Below are 19,121 nucleotides of genomic sequence, written 5' to 3'. Positions count from 1 at the left end.
CTCCAGTTGTATCGGTTGACGGCTATCGTAGGATTGGACGATCAATCGGAAAAGCGGGAAAATAGGATGTCATCCATCGGAGAATCCGAAACATGATCCAGCGTGCGTTCGACCTTGCACAGTTGCGCACCTTCGTTGCCGTCGCGGAAGCGGGCAGCGTGTCGGCGGGCGCGGAACGCGTGTTCCTGTCGCAGTCGTCGGCGAGCGAGCAGTTGAAGAAGCTCGAAGAGCGCGCGGGCCAGCCGCTGTTCCTGCGCGGCAAGCAGGGCGTCACCCCGACGCCCGCAGGCGCGAAGCTGCTCGACCATGCGCGCCGCATTCTGGCGATGAGCGAAGCGGCATTCGAAGATCTGCAAGGCCGCTCGCTCGACGGCGAACTGCGCATCGCGATCACCGACTACTACCGGCCGCACGACGTCGCGCGCGTGCTGAAAATATTCTCGGAGCAGCATCCGCGGCTGCGTCTGCATGTGACCGTGCTGCCGAGCGCGGTGATCGACAGCAGCGTCGAAAACGACACCACGTTCGATATCGGCCTGTCGCTGCGCATCGTCGCGCCGGACACGAAGCGCGCGGCATCCAACAGGCCGCACGAGGCGAGCACCGTCGTGCGGCGCGAGAAGCTGGTGTGGGCCATGTCCGCCGACGCCGATCCGCGACACGTCGCCGCGCCTTTCCATCTCGTGCTGCTGCCGTCCACTTGTCAGCTGCAGCGCTTCGTCGTCAGGTTGCTCGACGAGAACAAGGTGTCGTATCTCGTCTCGCATTCGGCATCGGGCATGGCGGGTCTTCAACTGGCGTTGAAGGCGGGGCTCGGCATCTCGTGTCTGAATGAATCGTCGATCGGCTCGGGCATGGTGCCGTGTCCGCCGACGATCGGCCTCCCTCAGTTGCCAGCCGTCGAATTTCATCTGCTGCCCGGACGTCCCGGCGAAAGCGCACGCGTCAGCGATGCGCGCGAAGCGTTCATGCGCCTGCTCGCGTGAATGCGATTGCAGTATCTGCACAAGTGCTTAGTTGACACGACAATTACTGCAACTGTTTTTGCTGCGTTGAAACGCGACCAATTGCCATCTATGATGATTGCAACGTCACCGTCATCGTGATGCCTTAATGTATCAATGCGTTTGCCTGATCGAAGGCAAGCGCGAAGCATGCGCGCGCGTCAATCCGTACCCTCATCTGCATGCTTTTGCGGACTTGACTAGACTGTCGGCGCCGCGCATCGCGCATGTAAGAGCAGCAATCATTCGCATGTCATGGGTCGCTGATGCGGCCGCGGTAGAGAAGCAAAAGAGAAGAGCGCAATGCGTCTCTTCCCAAGGGTGCAACACAACGATACCTACAAACCCTATTTCCCTACGAGGCCAGTCGTGCATCGCAGAACCATCGGCTCTTCGATCCTTTTGCTGCTGTGCGCCCTTTGCGCGCGAGCGTCATTCGCGGCGTCGAACGACGCGCCCACGCCGTCGGCGATGGACGAGAAAATGCACGCCTGCACGACCTGTCACGGCGCGCAGGGCCAGGGGCGCAACAACGATTACTTTCCGCGTATCGCGGGCAAGCCCGCCGAGTATCTGTTCAACCAGTTGACGGCATTTCGCGACGGCGGCCGCACCTATCCGCCGATGGGTTATCTGCTCGCGTTTCTCCCCGACGAGTACCTGCGCAAGATCAGCCAGTATTTCGCCGATCTGCAGCCACCGTATCCGAATCCCGACACCAACCCGGTGCCGCAAGCGACGCTCGATTACGGCAAGCAGGTCGTCATGCAAGGCGACACGAAGCGCGGCATTCCGGCATGCGCCGCCTGTCATGGCGAGCGGTTGACGGGACAGCAACCGGGCATCCCCGGGCTGCTCGGTCTGCATGCGAGCTATATCGCCGGACAGATGGGTACGTGGCGCTCGGGCACGCGTCACGCGGTCGCGCCCGACTGCATGCACACCATCGCCGTGAAGCTGAGCGACAAGGACATCACCGCCGTATCGAGCTGGCTCGCGCGCCAGCCGCGTCCCGCCGATCCGCGTCCCGTGCCGCGATTGCCCGGCAAGCTGCCGCTCGCATGTGGGAGCCAACCGGAATGAAGACTCTCTCCTTTAGCTCCTTGTCGATCAGCTCCGTGTATCGCCTGCCACGCGCCGCGCGTGTCGCGCGCCGCATCACCGTGTCGCTCGCCGTGGGCGCCATGTTCACGCTCGTCGCGCTCGCGCCGCGCTCGCCGCTCGTCGCCACCGCGCATGCAGCAGAAACCACGGCGCCTGCGGGCCCAGACACTCGCCCCGAGATCGTCAAGCGCGGCGAGTATCTTGCGCGCGCGGGCGACTGCGTCGCCTGCCACACGGCGCCGCGCGGCAAGACGTTTGGCGGCGGCCTCGCGATGGAGACGCCGTTCGGCACGTTCTTCACGCCGAACATCAGCTCCGACAAGGAGTACGGCATCGGCAAATGGACAGCCGACGAGTTCTTCAAGATGATGCGCACGGGCAAAAGTCCCGACGGCAAGCTGATCTATCCCGTGATGCCGATTGCGGCCTACACCAAAGTCACGCGCGAAGACTCCAACGCGATCTTCGCGTATCTGCAGTCAGTGGAACCCGTGCATCAACCGAGCCGCAAGCTGGAACTGCGCTTCCCGTTCAATCAGCGCGAGCTGCTGATCGGCTGGCGCTCGCTGTATTTCCGCGAAGGCGAGTACCAGCCGAACCCGAGCCGTTCGGTCGAATGGAATCGCGGCGCGTATCTGGTGGAAGGACTCGGCCACTGTTCGATGTGCCACACAAAGATCAATCTGCTCGGCGGCTCGTCGAAGAGCGAGCAGTTCGCGGGCGGCCTGATCCCGGTGCAGAACTGGTACGCGCCGTCGCTCACGTCCGACAAGGACGGCGGTCTCGGTGACTGGAGCATCAAGGACATCGTCGATCTGTTGCAGGCGGGCATCTCGGATCGCGGGGCGGTCTACGGCCCGATGGCCGAAGTCACGTATCACAGCCTGCAATACATGACCGACGACGACGTGAAGGCAATGGCCGTCTATCTGAAGACGCTGCCCGACAACGATCCCGGCCGCAAGACGGGCCCGTCGGCGACTGTGAAGCCGGCCGTGTTCGAGAACGGCCAGCGCATCTACATGCAGAAGTGCGCGACCTGTCATGGCGAGCACGGCGAAGGCCATCTGCAGCACTATCCGCCGCTGGCGCACAATCAGTCGATCGAAATGGACTCGGCCGTCAACCCGATTCGCATCGTGCTGAACGGCGGCTTCCCGCCCGGCACGCGGCGCAATCCCGAGCCGTATGGCATGCCGCCCTTTGCGCAGGAACTGAACGACAACGATCTCGCCGCCGTCGTCACGTACATCCGCACTGCGTGGGGCAACCACGGTTTGCCCGTGACGGCGAAGCAGGTCAACGAACTGCGCAAGGCGCCGCTGCACTAGCCCACATCATTTGCATGAACCCTGTCCTCGGAGATATGACAGATGGACCCTAACGATCACTCCGGCGACCACTACGGCAACGCTTCGGACGACGAAGTCGAACGCATCGTCGCGCAAGGTCCGCACGGCGCGATCGCGGTCGCGGGCGTCGCGGCCGTGGTGGTGCTGGCGATCTGGATCGGCTTCTACTTTTTCGTGTTTCTGCCGCGCGGCGTCATTCACTGATCATGTCGACCCAACCTTCCCATTCCCCGGATAACGGCCATGGCGTCGCCGAGCGCTCCGAAAAGCGCTGGGCCTACTTCGTCATCGCGATCGTTCTGTTCATGCTCGTGGTCGTCGTGTACTCCGGGCTGCACCAGGCCATGATGCCGCCATCGCGCGTCGAAACCGTTGACCCGTCGCGGCTGCAGATGTCGGGTGAGTTCGTCGAAAGCAATCTTGGCACGGGCGTCGATCCCGACGGGACCGTCGTTGTGCGCTTCATCGCGCAGCAATACTCGTTCACGCCGCAGTGCCTGCTGGTGCCCGCCGGCACCGACGTCACCTTCCGCACGACGAGCGCCGACGTCGTGCACGGCCTGCTCGTCACGGACACGAACATCAACTCGATGGTCGTGCCCGGCTACGTCGCGACGTTTTCCTCCTCCTTCGACAAACCCGCCGATCACCTGATGCCCTGCCACGAGTTCTGCGGCTTTGGCCATCAGACGATGTGGGCGCACGTGAAGGTGATCGACAAGGCTGCCTTCTTCGAACAGGCAAAACAACATCGGAGGCTCAGCTGTGTTTCACGCTAAGCGACTCGTTCTCGCGCATTTCTGGCTCGCGTTCATCGCGTTCGGAATCGCGCTGCTGCTGGGCGCATGGCAGATGCTCGTGCGCAGTCCGCTGCATCCGTGGATCGGTGACCCGGAGCTGTACTACCGCTCGGTGACGGCGCACGGCACAGTCATGGCCTACGTACTGCCCACGCTCGTCGCAATGGGCTTCGGCTATGCGATCGTCGAACTGGCGCTGCAACAGGTGCTCGTCGGCCTGAAGTGGGCGTGGGCCGGGTTCATCCTGCTCGTGGTCGGCGCGGTGATGGCGATGGTGCCCGTTGCGGCCGGCCAGGCGTCGGTGCTCTTCACGTTCTATCCGCCGATGATCGGCAGCCCGTTCTATTACCTCGGCGTCGTGCTCGTGGTGGTCGGCTCGTGGATCTGGGTCGCGCTGATGGGCGTCAACCTGCACGTCTGGAAGCGCGCAAATCCCGGCAAACCGGTGCCGCTCGCGATGTACGCGAACGTGGCGGGCGCGTATCTGTGGGCATGGACGGCCGTGGGCGCCGCGCTCGAAATCCTGTTCCAGATTCTGCCCGTCGCGCTCGGCCTGAAATCGACCATCGACGCGGGCCTCGCGCGCGTGCTGTTCTCGTGGACGCTGCACGCGATCGTCTATTTCTGGCTGGTGCCGTCGTATATCGCGTACTACACGCTGGTGCCGCGCGCGATTGGCGGCAGGCTCTACAGCGATTCGATGGCGCGCGTGTCGTTCATCCTGTTCCTCGTGTTCGCGATGCCGATCGGCATTCACCACCTGTTCGCCGATCCGCAGGTCGGTGCGGGCTTCAAGTTCGTTCACGCGGTGTTCACGGGCATGGTGTCGGTGCCGACGCTGCTCACCGTGTTCACGATCTGTGCATCGGTGGAAATTGCCGGGCGGCTGCGCGGCGGCAAGGGCGCATTCGGCTGGCTGAAGGCGTTGCCGTGGGACAACCCGATGATGCTCGTCATCGCGTTCTCGTTCATCATGCTCGGCTTCGGCGGCGCGGGCGGGCTCATCAACATGAGCTATCAGCTGAACGAGACCATCCACAACACGCAGTGGGTCACGGGGCACTTCCATCTGATCTTCGGCGGCGCCATCGTCATCATGTACTTCGCGATCGCGTATGAGTTGTGGCCGCAACTGACGGGCCGCGCGATCGGCTCACTGCGGCTGATCCGCTGGCAGTTGTGGCTGTGGTTCATCGGCATGATGGTCGTCACGCTGCCGTGGCACTACGTCGGTTTGCTGGGCGCGCCGCGCCGCATGGCGTACTACGACTACAGCAATCCCGCGATTGCGCCGCAAGCTGTCTGGGTTGCCGTGTCGGCATTCGGCGGGTTGATTCTGGTGATCTCCGGGTTCCTGTTTCTCTACATTCTCGCGAAGGCGCAGTTCGGCGTTATCGAGCAGCCGAAGCAGTTCCGCTTCAGCGCACCCGTGCATCCCGTCGAACGCGTGCCCGCTGCGTTGAACAGCTTTGGCCTGTGGGTCGCGCTGATGATCGGACTGACGATCGTCAACTACAGCGTACCCATCGCGCAACTACTCGGCTTGCAGCAGACTTCGGTGCCGGCCGTATCGGTGGGAGCGCGGTCATGAGCGAAGAACGCGTCTTCAGCTTCAGCAACCGATGGTTCACGACCAGCGTCGGCGGCGTGATCGCGATTGCGATCGTGGCGGCTCTGATCGGCTTTATCTGGCTGCCGTCGAAGCATCCCGACTTCACGCAGCGCGGCTTATGGGCGACGATCTGCAGCGCAGCGGGCGCGCCGTCGACGTGGTTCACGCAAAGCGACAACGTCGCCGGCCCCGCGCCGAGCAACGTGCTCGTGCTGCCGCCTCTGCCGCCGTGGGGCCGCACGCGTCCCAGCGCCGAGTCGATCGGACGTGGCGCGACGCTCGCGCAGAACTGCTCGATGTGTCATGGCGTCGAAAGCCTGATCCAGGTCACAGCGCCCGTGCTCGCGGGGCAATATGCGGACGTGGTCTATAAGCAATTGCGCGACTACCAGAGCGGCCAGCGCGCGAACGCGATTATGCCGCCCATCATCGCGCAGTTGAACGACCGCGATCTGCACGATCTCGCGAATTACTATTCGACGCTGCCGCGCCCCGCCGCCGTCGAACAGGCCACGACCGAAGACGCGACCATCCGCAAGTTCGTCAACGAAGGCTCGCCGATGCGCAACATCGCGCCTTGCGCGGCCTGTCATGGCGATCGTGACCGCAAGGGCGCCGCGCCATGGCTTGGCGGGCAATCGTCGGTGTATATGGCGGCGCAACTGCGCGCATTCGCGGATGGCGACCGGCATAACGACATCAACGAACAGATGCGCAACGTCGCGCGGAATATGACGCCTGAGGAGATCGACGGGGTCGCGAAGTATTACGCTGAAAGGCAGCCTTAGAGCGTGACGCTGGAAGACAAACGGCGGTGCAAGCCTGAAGGCTTGCACCGCCGTTTTGCGTTTTTATACGAACCGACCGAATGCACGGGGGCGCGATCTCAAGGCATAGCCAACACTACTTCACCAGACTGACGGGAATTCATGCCCGCCGCATTCATGTGCGCCAACTCGACGTCGAGCCCGAACTCTTGACTTTCTTTTACATAATCAGGGGCAAGCGCCGGTTATCCTCGTTAGACCACTTCATCCGTGGCTATTTGGCCTACGTGGAGACAAATCGATGCGTAGAAACAAGTACAACAAAATTATTCTCGTAGCTCCGAGAGTCAGTGCGTCCGCCGATACGCGCAGGAAATCTCGGGAGGTCGCATGACAACGTCGAGACTCGTCGCAAAAGGCGACACGACGACGACCAAAGGCCGCGTCATGGGCGGTTCGTCAACATGGTATGCAGACAACGGACAAGCATTCGCTCTGTATCACGACCGGGCAACGTGCGGGAATTGCAAAGGACTGTTTCCGATCCTGGGCAGCGCCCGGGACTGGATGGAAAACGGGAAGCCGATGGTGAAGCATATGGACCGGGTACTGTGTCCATGTGGGAAAAACCATGTACTTGCCAGTGGAGCTTCCTCGCTTCTGTACACGAGCGGCGCCGACGCAACGACGACAAGCAATACCTCGTTCACGGCGCCAACAAACTCGACCACGTGTGATGAACAGGTTCATGCCGTCGCCCGCATGGCGCTCGATTTCTACCCCTACTTCATCGAAACGGCAGACGGGAGAGCTTTCTCGGGCCGCGTCGCCGAAGGTGGCGACCTGCCACGCGTTGCGACCAACACTGAGGCGGACTATCACATCTACTGGGGCGACGAAGCGCTGGCTAGAGAACAAGGAATTGAATAATGCCGAACAGCAGAACCATTGTCAGGACGAATTCCACACCGGGTTCCATCAAGGACGTGCAGCTACGCGTGGTCACCTTCCAGGAGTTGTGGGACAACTATCCATCGGGAAATCCTTACAACAATTCAGCGTACAAGGATCAGTGCGCAATCCGCATGAGTGTGATGTTTCATCGTGTCGGCATCGAGATGAAGTCGTTTTCGGAAAAACTCGTCCGGCCTGTGTCGGATCGACCATCAATCGGGCGGACTATCCTCGACGGCAAAGCCACGGCCACTCGCGCCGACGAATTGGGAGAATGGCTGAAGTTGCAGCCGTTTGCGGGACTTCCAAAGGCCGAAGATATTACTGGCTCAGATTGGGAATCGAAGGTGAAAGGGCGCACGGGTATCGTTGAGTTTTCCCGTTATTGGACGCGCGCAGGTGAAACGACTTCCAATGCAAGCGGCGGCCACATCGACCTCTGGAATGGAGCACGCCTGACAATTAGCAGCGCGCCGGATGCCGTTGCAACGATTAGCCGCTATTTTGGCGGACAGTCCTTCTTTCCGGGAACGGATTTCGGCTGGTCCGACCTTCGGAACGCGAAGCAGATTCTGTTTTGGCAAATCAAATAATGCACCGATTCCTCGGGACCTTCGGGTTTGCTTTCATAGGCTTGCTCAGTGTCTTTGCGTGGTCCTCAATCGATACCCGGTTGTGTGACGCGTATGCCCGGCTATGTATCCCGCGCGCTGGTGAGTGCGGGGGCGGATTAGACACTTGCCCTATCACGACGCAAGTGTTTGCCGAGTTCGCCTTATATCTGCTTGCCCCGCCGGTTCTCTTCGCAGGGCTAGGATATTTGCTATGCGCAAGACGCAGCAACTTTCCACTCGTAGCAAAATGCATTGCGATAGCGATAGTCGTGCATTGGCTCTCGACGTTCGTCGCGATGCGCGTCTTTCACATCTGAAAATTGCTTCCTGGAAGCGAAAAAGCCGCGCTCCCGCGCGGCTTTTTCATATGGCGTGGATCGATCTTTCGATGCCCACGAACATCCTTCGTTGGCGCTCCAGCCTGAATCGCTAACATCAATCGCGCGATGCATGAGGTACGAACTGCGCTGTGCATCAAACCGCTTCCACCGCCTCCATCTGCATCGCCACTCCCTGCTTCTGCGACACAACACGGCGCGCAGCACCCCGCGACGCCGACGCCTGTCCGCTATCCGTCCTGAACACGGCCACCGCTGTCGTCAGCCGGCGCGCCTGCTCTTCGAGCGAACTTGCCGCTGCCGCCGCCTGCTCGACGAGCGCCGCGTTCTGCTGCGTCACTTCATCCATCTGCGCGACGGCGAGATTCACCTGATCGATGCCCGTGCTCTGCTCAGTCGCGGCCTCGGCGATCTCGCTCATGATCGCGCTGACACGCGCGATTGCATCGACGATATCCGTCATCGTCGAACCTGAGCGCTGCACGAGGTCCGCGCCCGCCGTCACGCGCTCGTTCGATTCGCCGATCAGACCTTTGATCTCCTTCGCCGCTGCCGCGCTACGCTGCGCAAGCGAGCGCACTTCGCTCGCCACCACCGCAAAGCCGCGGCCCTGCTCGCCTGCGCGCGCCGCCTCGACAGCCGCGTTCAACGCGAGAATGTTGGTCTGAAACGCGATGCCTTCGATCACGCCGACGATATCCGCGATACGCCGCGAGTCGTCGACGATCTTCTGCATCGTGCCGACCACCTGCTGCGTGAGATCGCCGCCCTGCGCTGCGAGCGTCGATGCGCCCTGCGCGAGCGAACTCGCCTGCTTGGCGTTGTCGGCCGTCTGCTTGACGGTCGACGTGAGCTCCTCGATGCTCGCCGCCGTTTCTTCCAGCGACGCGGCCTGCTCTTCCGTGCGTTGCGACAGGTTCGTATTGCCTGCGGCGATTTCGCTCACGCCCGTATCGATCGAATCAGTGCCGTGACGCACGGTGTTCACCGTCGCGATCAGCGACTCCTGCATCTTGCGCAGCGCGGCCGCGAGACGTCCCATTTCGTTGTCGCTAACGTTGTCGATACGGCCCGTCAGGTCGCCGTTCGCGATGCGTTGGAACTGATCGATGGTGGCATCGACGGGATGCACGATTGCGCGGACCATCATCATGCGTCCGAGCCACGCGAAAATCAGCGTAGCCGCCATGCCGATCGCGACCGCGACACTGATCGTGTAGAACAGTTGCTGTGCTTCCTGGTACCGTTGCTCGGCGTGATCGAGCTGCAGTTTTTCGAGCGTCAGCATCGCCTTTTCATACGCGCTGTAAAGCGGCGACAGCTTGTGCGCCTGAAGTTGCTGGAAGGCCGCCTTGTCGCCGGACTTGAGCGCGGCGAGCGCAGGCTCGGCGCCTTCGTGCAGGAATGCATCGCGCTTGTCCTGCATATCCTTGATGAGACGCTGTTCGTCGGCGTCGTTGCTGGCCTTGCTGATGTAATGCGCGAGGCGTTCATTCGACACCTTCTGGTACGTATCGAAACGCTTCAGCACGGCGTCGGCGCCTTCCTGATCGTTCAGTTCGATCAGCGAGGAGTAGGTTGCCAATGCGAGACGCAGACGCAGTAGCTGGCCAGCGCTGCCTTCGAGATCCGCCACGGCGGGCGTATCGACGGTGTACATCTGTTGCAGCGACGCATTGCTCTCACGCAGCGATAACAGCCCCGCCGCCGCGCCGATCAGCAATACCACGCCGAACAGCACGACCATCAACGTGAGGTATGCGCGAATCGAAAGACCTTTCAACATGAAGCATGTCTCCTATGGCCGCCTGACGGGAATCTTCCGTTTCCACGGCAAGCTTGCTGCGCCCAGGCCCATCGGCAAGGTCCGCAACCCGATTAAAAGTTAAGCAAACGCACCACTCAGTTACGGCTGATTCGAAGAAAACTTTATGGCTTGTAAGGTCGCTTTCGGCTGAAACGCTCGCGAATTGATCTGGCGCATAGACATTCGTCGCCTTGCTAAATATTTCTTCTCGCTATTTGGGTTTGGCGTACGTGATTTAACGATTCCGATCGACACTTGCCCGCGCTTCGAAGTTGTTGGACAGTAGCGAAGCGACGGCTACGCGGACCATGCTCATGCAAGAGACCTTGTCAGCGCTCGTGGTGTTCGCCCTGCTTCTGGCGGGAACAGGCGTCGGCTTTTTCGGCAAGGCTTATCTGCCTGAAGAGCATCGCAGGCACGAGACGCTTCAGCTGATCCAGCTCGTGATGACGATGCTCGTGACGTTCGCGGCGCTGGTGCTGGGCTTGCTCACGGCATCCGCGAAAAGCAGCTTCGATACCGTCGGCAACGACTTCCGCTCTTATGCCGCCGAGCTGATCCAGCTCGACATGGCGCTGCGCCAGTACGGTCCCGAGGCGCAATACCCGCGCACGCTGCTGCGCTCGTACACCGCTGCGGCGATCGCCGCGACGTGGCCCGGGGAGAACCCGCCGTCGGGCGATTATCCAAGGTTCAAGAGCGATCTGAACCACGACAAGCTCGAAGGCATCGGGCTCGGCGAAATGCTGAACGAATCGTTCGTCGCAGTGCGCAAGCTGCAGCCCATCGACAGCTACCAGCAGCACACGCAGGCGGAATGCATCGCGCGTTTCGAGCGCGTGATCCAGGCGCGCTGGACGTTGATCGAAGAAGCGCATAGCTCGATCTCGAAGCCCTTTCTCACCACGCTCACCTTCTGGCTGATGATCATCTTTCTATGCTTCGGCATCGTCGCGCCTCGCAATGCGCTGGCGCTCGTGATGATCATGCTGGGCGCGGTGTCGATTGCATCGGCCGTGTTTGTGATCGTCGATCTCGACACGCCGCTGACGGGCCCGATCGTGTCCTCCAGCCTGCCGATGCGCGATGCGCTCGCGCATCTCGACCGCGCTTTAGCGCGACCCTCAGGCGACCACTAGCCGGTTATCGGCCGACCTTCAGCCGACCTTCAGCCCGCCCGCCGCGTCGAAGATCTCGCGCAGCCATTGTGCGAACACCCGCACGCGCGACGACAACTGACGGCTTTGCGGATAGAGCACGGTGACGGGCATCGGCGGCGGCGGGAATTGCGCCAGCACGACAACGAGGCTGCCCGCGGCGAGTTCGCTTTCCACGCGATAGCGCGGCACCTGCACGAGACCGAGCCCAGCGACGGACGCACCCGTGTACAGATCGGTGCCCGTCACGGAAACGACCGCCTCCAGATTCACCTCGACGATGCGTTCATCGACGGTGAATTCGAGCGGCAGCGCGTTGCCCGTCGCGCTCGACATGTAATTGACGGCGCGATGCGTGGTGAGCGCGGCGAGATCGCCGGGTACGCCGTGCCGGTCCAGATACGCCGGGCTCGCGACCGTCACCTGTTCGAGCCGCGCAACGCGCCGCCCGACCATCGACGAATCCTGCAGATTCCCCGCGCGCAGCACGCAATCGACACCCTCGCGCACCAGATCGACCAGGCGGTCGTCTTCGCCGATATGCAACTCGATGCCCGGATAGCGCGCCAGAAAATCCGGCAGCGCGGGCACGATGAAATGCCGCGCGAGCGTGCCTTGCAGATTCACGCGCAGCAGACCTTTTGGCGCGGCGTCGCGAAACGAACCTTCCGCTTCTTCCATGTCCGCAAGCAGACGTACGCAGCGGCGGTAGTACGCTTCGCCGTCGTGCGTGAGGCGCACGGTGCGCGTCGTGCGTTCGAGCAGCCGCGTGCCGAGCCGTTGCTCCATCCGCTTCATCAGGTTCGTGACGGTGGCGCGCGGAATCTGCAGATCGTCCGCGGCACGCGTGAAGCTCTGCCGCTCGGCGATGCGGACGAACACCTGCATTTCCTGAAAACGGTCCATGGCGGTGCGCGGCGGCTGGCTTCCGCGCAATTATTGAAGTGAATGGAATGATGATACCAACTTTCGGCTGATTATCTCTGCGTCGAGATATCCGATCATCCTTCTCACCCACTCACCACTTCAAGGAATCGGATCATGAACAACGTCAAGAATGCACAGGTTGCGATCGTCACGGGCGCGTCGCGGGGTATCGGCGCGGCAATCGCGCGTCGGCTCGCCAGCGACGGGTTTGCGGTCGTCGTGAACTACGCGGCAAGCTCGAAGGAAGCGGATGCGCTCGTCGCCGAATTGAAGGCGCAGGGCGCAGCGGCGATTGCGGTGAAAGCGGACGTCTCGAACGCCGACGACGTGCGCCGCATGTTCGAAGCGACGGAACAGCAGCTCGGCAAGGTCGACGTGCTCGTCAACAACGCGGGCATCCTGAAGACGGTGCCGCTCGCCGAAACCAGCGACGCACTCTTCGCGCAAACCTTCGATATCAACGTCCGCGGCACGTTCAACACGCTGCGCGAAGCAGCGACGCGGATGAACAACGGCGGACGCATCGTCAACTTTTCGAGCACGACACTCGCGTTGAACATGCCGGGCTACGCGATCTACAACGCGACCAAGGCGGCCGTCGAATCGTTCACGCACGTGTTCGCGAAGGAACTGCGTGGGCGGAACATCACGGTCAATGCCGTGGCGCCGGGGCCGGTGGCGACTTCGCTGTTCCTGGACGGCAAGACGGAAGAGCAGATTCAGACGTTCGCGAAGATGCCGCCGCTGCAACGTTTGGGACAGCCGGAGGATATTGCTTCCGTGGTCGCGTTTCTCGCAGGGACGGATGGCGCGTGGGTAAATGGGCAGGTTTTGCGGGCGAATGGCGGGGTGGCTTGAGGCCCGGCGCCTGGCGCTTTACACGTAATTTGCCTTTGCGATTCGGCCGGAACGTCGGCATGTAAAAAAACACCCCGCTCGATGGCGGGGTGTTTTTGTGTTCGTTCGTCGACGCTTGCGGTCTGGGACGGATTAGAACGGTTCTGGGCACTTTTTAATGTAAATAGCGCCTGAAGTCCTTTATGAATAATGCCTTCATTGCTACAGAGTCATAGCAGATGTACATAAATTCGCGAGCTACAGGTTTTTTAGTTACGTTTTTGGTCAGCCCGGCGTAGCCGGGCTCTTGCTTTGTTTCTTCGCTTTTCGGTCAGCGATATCTCTCAACCGCTTTTCAGGGGGGCGTGGGGGAGCGCAGCGACAAGTTATCCACAGACTCCTATGCTGCAATGACCGGCCCCTCTCATCGAGGAGTCTTGCTGGCCACCGTTGGCTTCCGTGTCGAGCGCGACTGCTTGCTTTGTTCACGGTCCACGGCAGGAAGTGGATTGTTCAAGAACTCGTTGGTCAGGTTTCGAGTGTGGGCGTTGTAGGCCCAGCGAGCAAACTGCTCCAGCAGGGCATTGTTCTCGGCCACAAGCCGCCGGTTTTCCGCTTCCAGCCTGGCTACCCGGTCCAAGGCGACTTGCAACTCCGGCGACGTTGCCTCCCGGGGCTGTGCATCCTCTCCCGACAGGGCCTTCTTCCGCACCGCAAAGGCCAGCCGGATTCGCTCGTGACGGTGAAGCGCCTGCCGCGTGTATCTAAGGCCCTCGCGCCTCTCGACTGCTTCGATAAGCGCTTCCCAGGTCAACCTGCCGCTCCAGCCATCAAGCACTTCTACAATTTTGGCGACGACCGAGTCATCAAGGTTCTTCTCTCTGACCCGGGTCATGCTGCCTCCTCAAATGTCGGTGCGGAGTCTCCACCTGCGCGCGACGGCAGCAATGCACGCGCTTGCGCCGCCTGCTCAAGCCGGGACGGAATGTCTGCAGGCATCAACTGGATGACGGCACCGAGCGGAACAAAGGGGTCATCCAGAATGTCGAGCAGCGCCGTTATCCGGGCGAGTTGCACCCGATGGTGCTCGGCCCATTCGCCCGCGCCAAGTTCACCCTCGGCGTCCGCCTGCTCCGCCATCGCCAGCAACCGCGTCGCCTCGGCATGGGCCTGTCGGATGCGATTTTCCTTATCCGACTCGCCCTTCACGCAAACCTGTTCGCCGCAGTTGAGGCAATCTCGGTGCATCTGGCACGGCGACATCACATAGTCATGGATGCAGTAGCCGAAGTCCGTCGTGTGTGCCGTCGGCACCTTCAGCCGAGCGAATTCGTCCCGGGTGATGAATACTGCGCGGTGTCCAGTGGCCAGCGGACCAAACATACGCGTGTCGTCGCCGACTGCAGTCCGGATGCGCGCGACGACGGCCTCGGGCGTCTCATGGTCGTAGTAGCGGTTCTGCCGCACGTCCTTCCGGCCGGACCACTTGGCTATGTCAAGCTGGCTCAGACCACCAGCCTGCGCGAGTGTGTTCAGGTAGTGGCGGAATTGATGAGTATGGACGCGAATCGGACTGCCGTCCGGCTCGTAGAAGCCGCAACGGTCGAAGATGGACTGGATACCCTTGGTCGCCCCAGCGCCTAATCGAGGGTGAATATGCGAATCCGTCAGCCTTTCAATGACGCAGCGGATGCGCCCTCGCGACGCGTGCAGCGCATTGCGCTGAATCACGAAGAGCGCGTCACTGTATTTAAGGCCCGTTTTCTCATCAGCGACGGGAAATCCCCGAGGCAGTCGTCGAATCACCGCGGTCTGCACATCGGAGAAACGGACGTAGTTCTTCCCACCCATAGAATGCCTGGGGACTCGGTTGGTTTCGCACCATCCGCGTGGCGAACTCTCGTCCGTCGGGTCAGCAAAGACGATTTCTGCAATGTCGGCCATACTGAGCCATTCTCTCGTTCGGAAGTGCTCAATATCTTCAGGCAGGTAAAGTTGGTCCGGGTTCTTTTCGTACCAGTGGGCAACTTCACGCGCCTCATCGGTGAGCTTGCGGATTTTGCTGACCGCCTCCTCGACGACGCCACCCATCGACGGAATAATCCACTTGACCATTGGCGGGGCCCCCTTCGCAGGCCACCATCTCAGACCGTAGGCATCTTCATCGGAGCCCTCACGTTTCTGCCGCACTTCGCAATCGACCGGAAGGCATAGCAGTTCGCTGATACGGTCCGGAGCCGAGCAGAGTATTGCGGTGAACGACGAGACAAGGACGTCTGCCGGTGCAGTAGCCATCCGGAAGACATTTGGGAGCGCGTCAAGCGCCGCCTGGCTCGGCATCTTGGCCAACCGGCGCTGGTCAGCCTCCTTGCCAACCCTGACCGCATCGCTGGGCCGCTTCAGGGGATTCCGCCATCGGGTTGGTATAGCGGTCAAACAGTTGTCGCACAGGAAGTTGGCGATTTTTTCGAGTTGACCGGCGGTCCTGTATGCGGTGGTCGGTGCGGTTCGCTCACCGAGACGCTGAGCAGCGCGGTTTAGAACGTGACTATTAATCCGCACCGGGTCTGCTGTTCCAGTCTCCAGTAGTGCAGCTTCGAGTGCCCTGAGGGCAAGGATGCGCTTTCCTACGTCGTGCGTCGGGTTCATGCCATGCTGGTATCGCATGTAGGACTTCGCGAAGGACTTGAACGGTTCGCGCATCATGACGCGCACCGGGTTGTTGCACGTATCGAGGTCGCTGAATACCAGCCGCAGCGTCTTAACCTTTCCTGCAAGCTTGATTGTGTCGGACACGTCCCAGGAGTCAGCCTCAAAGTCGAGCGACTGGCCGAATATCGTGAGCTTGGTCCTGCACAGGTCGATGAGGGCCGCCAGATTGGCCTGCGCATCGAGGTCGGCCTGCGGCACAAACGTAACGAGGTTAGTCATTGGACGCGCTCCTTTCATCGCGAGCAGCCTCGCAGAGCTGTACGACCTCGGCAACAGCCAGGATGGTACGGTCGTTAATTGACGCGATTCGCGCATCGCCGGCCGCCATCAAACGCTCCCGCTCTGCAATTAGATACTCCAAGACCGTCTCATGCGGGCCATCGAGCCACGGTTCAAAACTGTTGCAGGTGTAGCAAGCGATAGGTTTCAGGAACCCGCAGAAGCCGTGTTTGCCACAGCTGGATATCGCCTCGAATTTGCCGGTTACCCCGGGTGCCCGTATCTGGCTCGCCGGGTCGTCGCTCCTCGTGGCCTCGGACGGACCGTTGATGAGCTTGCCGGCAAACGCCTGCGCGAGCGGAGCGAGCTGCATCGCGACTGCGCGGTCGATGCGTTCAACAATAGCCGGCGTAGACTGTACGTACACGCCGACGTTTTGCGTGTCGGAATGGTCGAGCAGCTCGGCTATCACCAGCTCGCCATGGCCTTCTTCGGCTGCACGAGTGCCTACCGTCTGGCGAAACCTCTTTGGCCCGATATGGATGATGTCACCGGTGCGCTCCGAGATGACCTCGAGCACCCTCATCACCGAATTAATCTTTCTCCCGATTTGACCAGATGTCTGGTGATAGTCAAACCCAGCAATCGCTCCGTCCACTTTCTCTCCGGGAAACAGCGGGGCGTCCAGGGGGGCCTCGAGCAAGCCGGCGAAACGCGTCTGGACCTCGTGAGCATGTCTGGCTACCAGCGCCCCAATCTCGGGAGTCAGCACGCGGTCCCTGAATTCGCCTCGCGCGTCACTGTCACGCCTCTTCGCCCTTGGCATCCGGAGTGAATAAGTCGTTGAGCCGTCCTTTTCATGAACAACAACAACATCGCGGACTTTCAACGCCGCGTACTGCGTCGGCCGCTGACCCAGCATCATCAGCAGCCAGCACAACACATACGCTTCCATGCCGACGTCACGCTGGGCATAGGCGGCGTTGAGTGCCGTTTGCAGCGCCTCCAGTTCCAGTGCCGTGAACGGCCCATTCACAGGGTCCAACGTGGCTACGTCTACTCCCTTAGGGTTACCTTTCAGCCGAATCTGGTCCAAGAGCATGTCGGCATCTGATGTGACGCCGGTATAACCAAGCAGCCGCCAACGCTTCAAGAAGCCTGAGACGGTACCCAAATACCATTCATTATCCGGTCCAATATGCGACCTGTAGTTCAGGAGGTCCACACTTGAAATCGCGACCAGAGGGGCTTTGCTCGTTTCGGCGACAAATCCAAACAGATGGCGCGCCCGATAGAACATGTTCCTCAAATGTGGCAGCGACTGATTCTGAGCGTACCAAACGAGTGTCGACCGGAACGCCAACTCGAAGTGGCTTCCGAGTTCAGGCAATGTGCCGAATTGGAGTTTTGCGCTGAAGGTGGGCTCTCGCAGTGCCCACTCGTCGTCACGGGGGTCGAATATTGCGCCCCCACGAGTCTTAACACTGACTGGCAGGGTACCGGCATATGGCACAACGACCGGCAAATCAACACCGTTACTCGTTCTCATTGTGTGGTTTCACCATCTTGTTCTGCAGTTGCAGCGAGGCCACGCGCGCCTTCCGCTCGATTTCCCGTCGGGTATAGGTTTCGGCCGTGCCCGACGTCTCCGACCAGCCCATCAGGTGCGACCGGGTCTTCTTTTCCTTTTCCGGGTCCATGCCCTGCTCGTCAGCGTTCTTCGAGAAGTTGTAGTTATTCGTGTGGCGGAACAGGTGCGGGAAGACACCCATCAGCTCAGGATGCTTTGCGCTGAGCACGCTGAATATCTTGTTCAGCCCTCGCAACGAGAGCGGCGCTCCACCGTTGGCCACGAACAGAAACGCATGCCTCCGTGCTTCGGGGAAGCGGCGTCGTTCCTCCAGAATGTAATGCCGCGTCCGACGCGCCAAATCGTCACTGATAGGTAGAAGACGGTCGGCCGTCTTGGCATTGGGCTGATGAACGCGCGGGTCGCTGGGGTCATCGGCGCGTCGGGCGATAAACACTTCGTTCGCCCGGAAGTTCACGTCGTTGACCTTTACGCCAAGTAGTTCACCGCGCCGAACGCCAAGGCCCATGAACCAGCGCACGATGAGTTCGTTGCGCACTCTGGCGTGCCGGCCTTGCCACGGATTCTCCGGCGAATTGATATCGACAACTTGCCAGAGACGTTCCTGTGCGGCGTCGTCGAGCGCCCTGCGGCTATGCGTTTTGTTGCGGCTTTTGCCTGTCGGAATTCGAGCAGCCAAGCCGGCGACCAGAATGTCCCTGGCATTGAGAAGTACCGCGCGCGAGGGATGGCGGGCGCTCAGACTCAGCAAACGCCGGTCGGCTAGCCAGCCAATGAACTGCCGGATGTACCGTATCCGCACACCAGCGGAATCGCCAGCGACTTCTGGAAGGCTTCTGTTCGCCCTAGCCCGGTAGCTTTCGATGGAAACGGCCGCTCGCCCGGACGCGGTCGTACACGCATCGACCTGCGCCTCGATATCCGACATCGGAAGACGGCACAGTTGCACGAGTGCATCGAGTTCGCCCAGTTCCAGCAGTTGTCCTTCCAGCATGCGCCTGGCCAAGTCGATTCGATGCTGGTCGCAGAAAAGCAGGAACACCTTCAGCGCGCGCAGCACCTGCTCAATGGTGGCGCTCGCCCGATTGCGCGCCCGGAACTCACTGAGGACGAAGACCGTGGGGTCGAACAACGGCACGCCAGTGCGGACGTCTACCAGCAGCGGGAAGCGCTCGCCTGACTCAAAAACGGTGTTCCTGACGGTGTAGCGTTCGGCCATTTATTTACATTTTTAAAGTGCCCGGTTCGCAGCACGATACAAGGCCACATAAAAAATGTAAATAATAAAAAAGCCCGCAACCACAAGGGTTACGGGCGAGATAACTA

Annotated in this window: 18 protein-coding genes; 12 read left to right on the top strand and 6 right to left on the bottom strand. The window is 61.0% G+C overall.

Features of this window, described 5'->3' with window-relative positions:
- Positions 1–92: 92 nt before the first annotated feature.
- The 10 genes from C2L64_RS01980 (at position 93) to C2L64_RS54020 (ending at position 8,640) form a co-directional block, all read left to right on the top strand.
- On the top strand, positions 93–986 hold the full coding sequence (locus tag C2L64_RS01980; protein WP_090834994.1) for a LysR family transcriptional regulator: 894 nt from the start codon (positions 93–95) through the stop codon (positions 984–986).
- 387 nt (positions 987–1,373) lie between these two features.
- On the top strand, positions 1,374–2,087 hold the full coding sequence (locus C2L64_RS01975; RefSeq protein ID WP_090834992.1) for a c-type cytochrome: 714 nt from the start codon (positions 1,374–1,376) through the stop codon (positions 2,085–2,087).
- Positions 2,084–3,439 (top strand): c-type cytochrome, encoded by a 1,356-nt coding sequence (locus C2L64_RS01970; RefSeq protein ID WP_007743404.1) that lies wholly within the window; start codon positions 2,084–2,086, stop codon positions 3,437–3,439. Before C2L64_RS01975 ends, C2L64_RS01970 begins: the two co-directional genes overlap by 4 nt.
- 42 nt (positions 3,440–3,481) lie before the next feature.
- Positions 3,482–3,664, top strand: coding sequence for a hypothetical protein (locus C2L64_RS01965; protein WP_007579728.1), 183 nt, complete (start codon positions 3,482–3,484; stop codon positions 3,662–3,664).
- A 2-nt stretch (positions 3,665–3,666) separates the two neighbouring features.
- Positions 3,667–4,239 (top strand): cupredoxin domain-containing protein, encoded by a 573-nt coding sequence (locus tag C2L64_RS01960; RefSeq protein WP_007579727.1) that lies wholly within the window; start codon positions 3,667–3,669, stop codon positions 4,237–4,239.
- On the top strand, positions 4,226–5,851 hold the full coding sequence (locus C2L64_RS01955) for a b(o/a)3-type cytochrome-c oxidase subunit 1 (protein ID WP_007743403.1): 1,626 nt from the start codon (positions 4,226–4,228) through the stop codon (positions 5,849–5,851). The genes C2L64_RS01960 and C2L64_RS01955 overlap by 14 nt, the downstream gene beginning before the upstream one ends.
- Positions 5,848–6,660, top strand: coding sequence for a c-type cytochrome (locus tag C2L64_RS01950; RefSeq protein WP_007579725.1), 813 nt, complete (start codon positions 5,848–5,850; stop codon positions 6,658–6,660). The genes C2L64_RS01955 and C2L64_RS01950 overlap by 4 nt, the downstream gene beginning before the upstream one ends.
- Before the next feature lie 369 nt (positions 6,661–7,029).
- Complete coding sequence (locus C2L64_RS01945; RefSeq protein WP_090834989.1) at positions 7,030–7,569, top strand: PAAR domain-containing protein; 540 nt, start codon at positions 7,030–7,032, stop codon at positions 7,567–7,569.
- On the top strand, positions 7,569–8,186 hold the full coding sequence (locus C2L64_RS01940; RefSeq protein ID WP_090834986.1) for a type VI secretion system amidase effector protein Tae4: 618 nt from the start codon (positions 7,569–7,571) through the stop codon (positions 8,184–8,186). Before C2L64_RS01945 ends, C2L64_RS01940 begins: the two co-directional genes overlap by 1 nt.
- Before the next feature lie 232 nt (positions 8,187–8,418).
- Entirely contained in the window at positions 8,419–8,640 is a 222-nt protein-coding gene (locus tag C2L64_RS54020) for a hypothetical protein (protein ID WP_167449571.1), read from the top strand.
- A gap of 41 nt (positions 8,641–8,681) precedes the next feature.
- Here the strand turns inward: C2L64_RS54020 and C2L64_RS01930 are convergent, their stop codons facing one another.
- Positions 8,682–10,331: a methyl-accepting chemotaxis protein gene (locus tag C2L64_RS01930; RefSeq protein WP_079498048.1), complete on the bottom strand. Its 1,650-nt coding sequence runs from the start codon at positions 10,329–10,331 to the stop codon at positions 8,682–8,684.
- A 335-nt stretch (positions 10,332–10,666) separates the two neighbouring features.
- Here C2L64_RS01930 and C2L64_RS01925 point away from each other — a divergent pair, with 335 nt between their 5' ends.
- Positions 10,667–11,491 (top strand): bestrophin-like domain, encoded by an 825-nt coding sequence (locus C2L64_RS01925; RefSeq protein WP_007743396.1) that lies wholly within the window; start codon positions 10,667–10,669, stop codon positions 11,489–11,491.
- Between the two features lie 18 nt (positions 11,492–11,509).
- On the opposite strand, the gene C2L64_RS01920 is transcribed toward C2L64_RS01925, so the two are convergent.
- Complete coding sequence (locus C2L64_RS01920; RefSeq protein WP_007743395.1) at positions 11,510–12,415, bottom strand: LysR family transcriptional regulator; 906 nt, start codon at positions 12,413–12,415, stop codon at positions 11,510–11,512.
- Between the two features lie 135 nt (positions 12,416–12,550).
- Between C2L64_RS01920 and C2L64_RS01915 the strand changes: the two genes are divergently transcribed.
- Positions 12,551–13,294 carry an SDR family oxidoreductase gene (locus tag C2L64_RS01915; RefSeq protein ID WP_007579718.1) on the top strand — a complete coding sequence of 248 codons (744 nt, stop codon included), beginning with the start codon at positions 12,551–12,553 and terminating at the stop codon, positions 13,292–13,294.
- Positions 13,295–13,697: 403 nt separating this feature from the next.
- On the opposite strand, the gene C2L64_RS01910 is transcribed toward C2L64_RS01915, so the two are convergent.
- Genes C2L64_RS01910 through C2L64_RS01895 form a run of 4 tightly spaced genes read right to left on the bottom strand, consistent with a single transcriptional unit; the run spans position 13,698 to position 19,014 of the window.
- Positions 13,698–14,168 (bottom strand): hypothetical protein, encoded by a 471-nt coding sequence (locus tag C2L64_RS01910; RefSeq protein ID WP_090834984.1) that lies wholly within the window; start codon positions 14,166–14,168, stop codon positions 13,698–13,700.
- Positions 14,165–16,204, bottom strand: coding sequence for an integrase (locus C2L64_RS01905; protein WP_244144485.1), 2,040 nt, complete (start codon positions 16,202–16,204; stop codon positions 14,165–14,167). Before C2L64_RS01905 ends, C2L64_RS01910 begins: the two co-directional genes overlap by 4 nt.
- Positions 16,197–17,753 carry a site-specific integrase gene (locus tag C2L64_RS01900; RefSeq protein ID WP_244144484.1) on the bottom strand — a complete coding sequence of 519 codons (1,557 nt, stop codon included), beginning with the start codon at positions 17,751–17,753 and terminating at the stop codon, positions 16,197–16,199. The genes C2L64_RS01905 and C2L64_RS01900 overlap by 8 nt, the downstream gene beginning before the upstream one ends.
- Positions 17,740–19,014, bottom strand: a complete 1,275-nt coding sequence (locus C2L64_RS01895) for a tyrosine-type recombinase/integrase (RefSeq protein ID WP_090834981.1) — start codon at positions 19,012–19,014, stop codon at positions 17,740–17,742. The genes C2L64_RS01900 and C2L64_RS01895 overlap by 14 nt, the downstream gene beginning before the upstream one ends.
- Positions 19,015–19,121: the final 107 nt, after the last annotated feature.

Source organism: Paraburkholderia hospita (assembly GCF_002902965.1).
Classification (GTDB): Bacteria; Pseudomonadota; Gammaproteobacteria; order Burkholderiales; family Burkholderiaceae; genus Paraburkholderia; species Paraburkholderia hospita.
The sequence above is the reverse complement of the archived record's forward strand: the minus strand, read 5'-3'. Positions and strand labels throughout refer to the sequence as shown.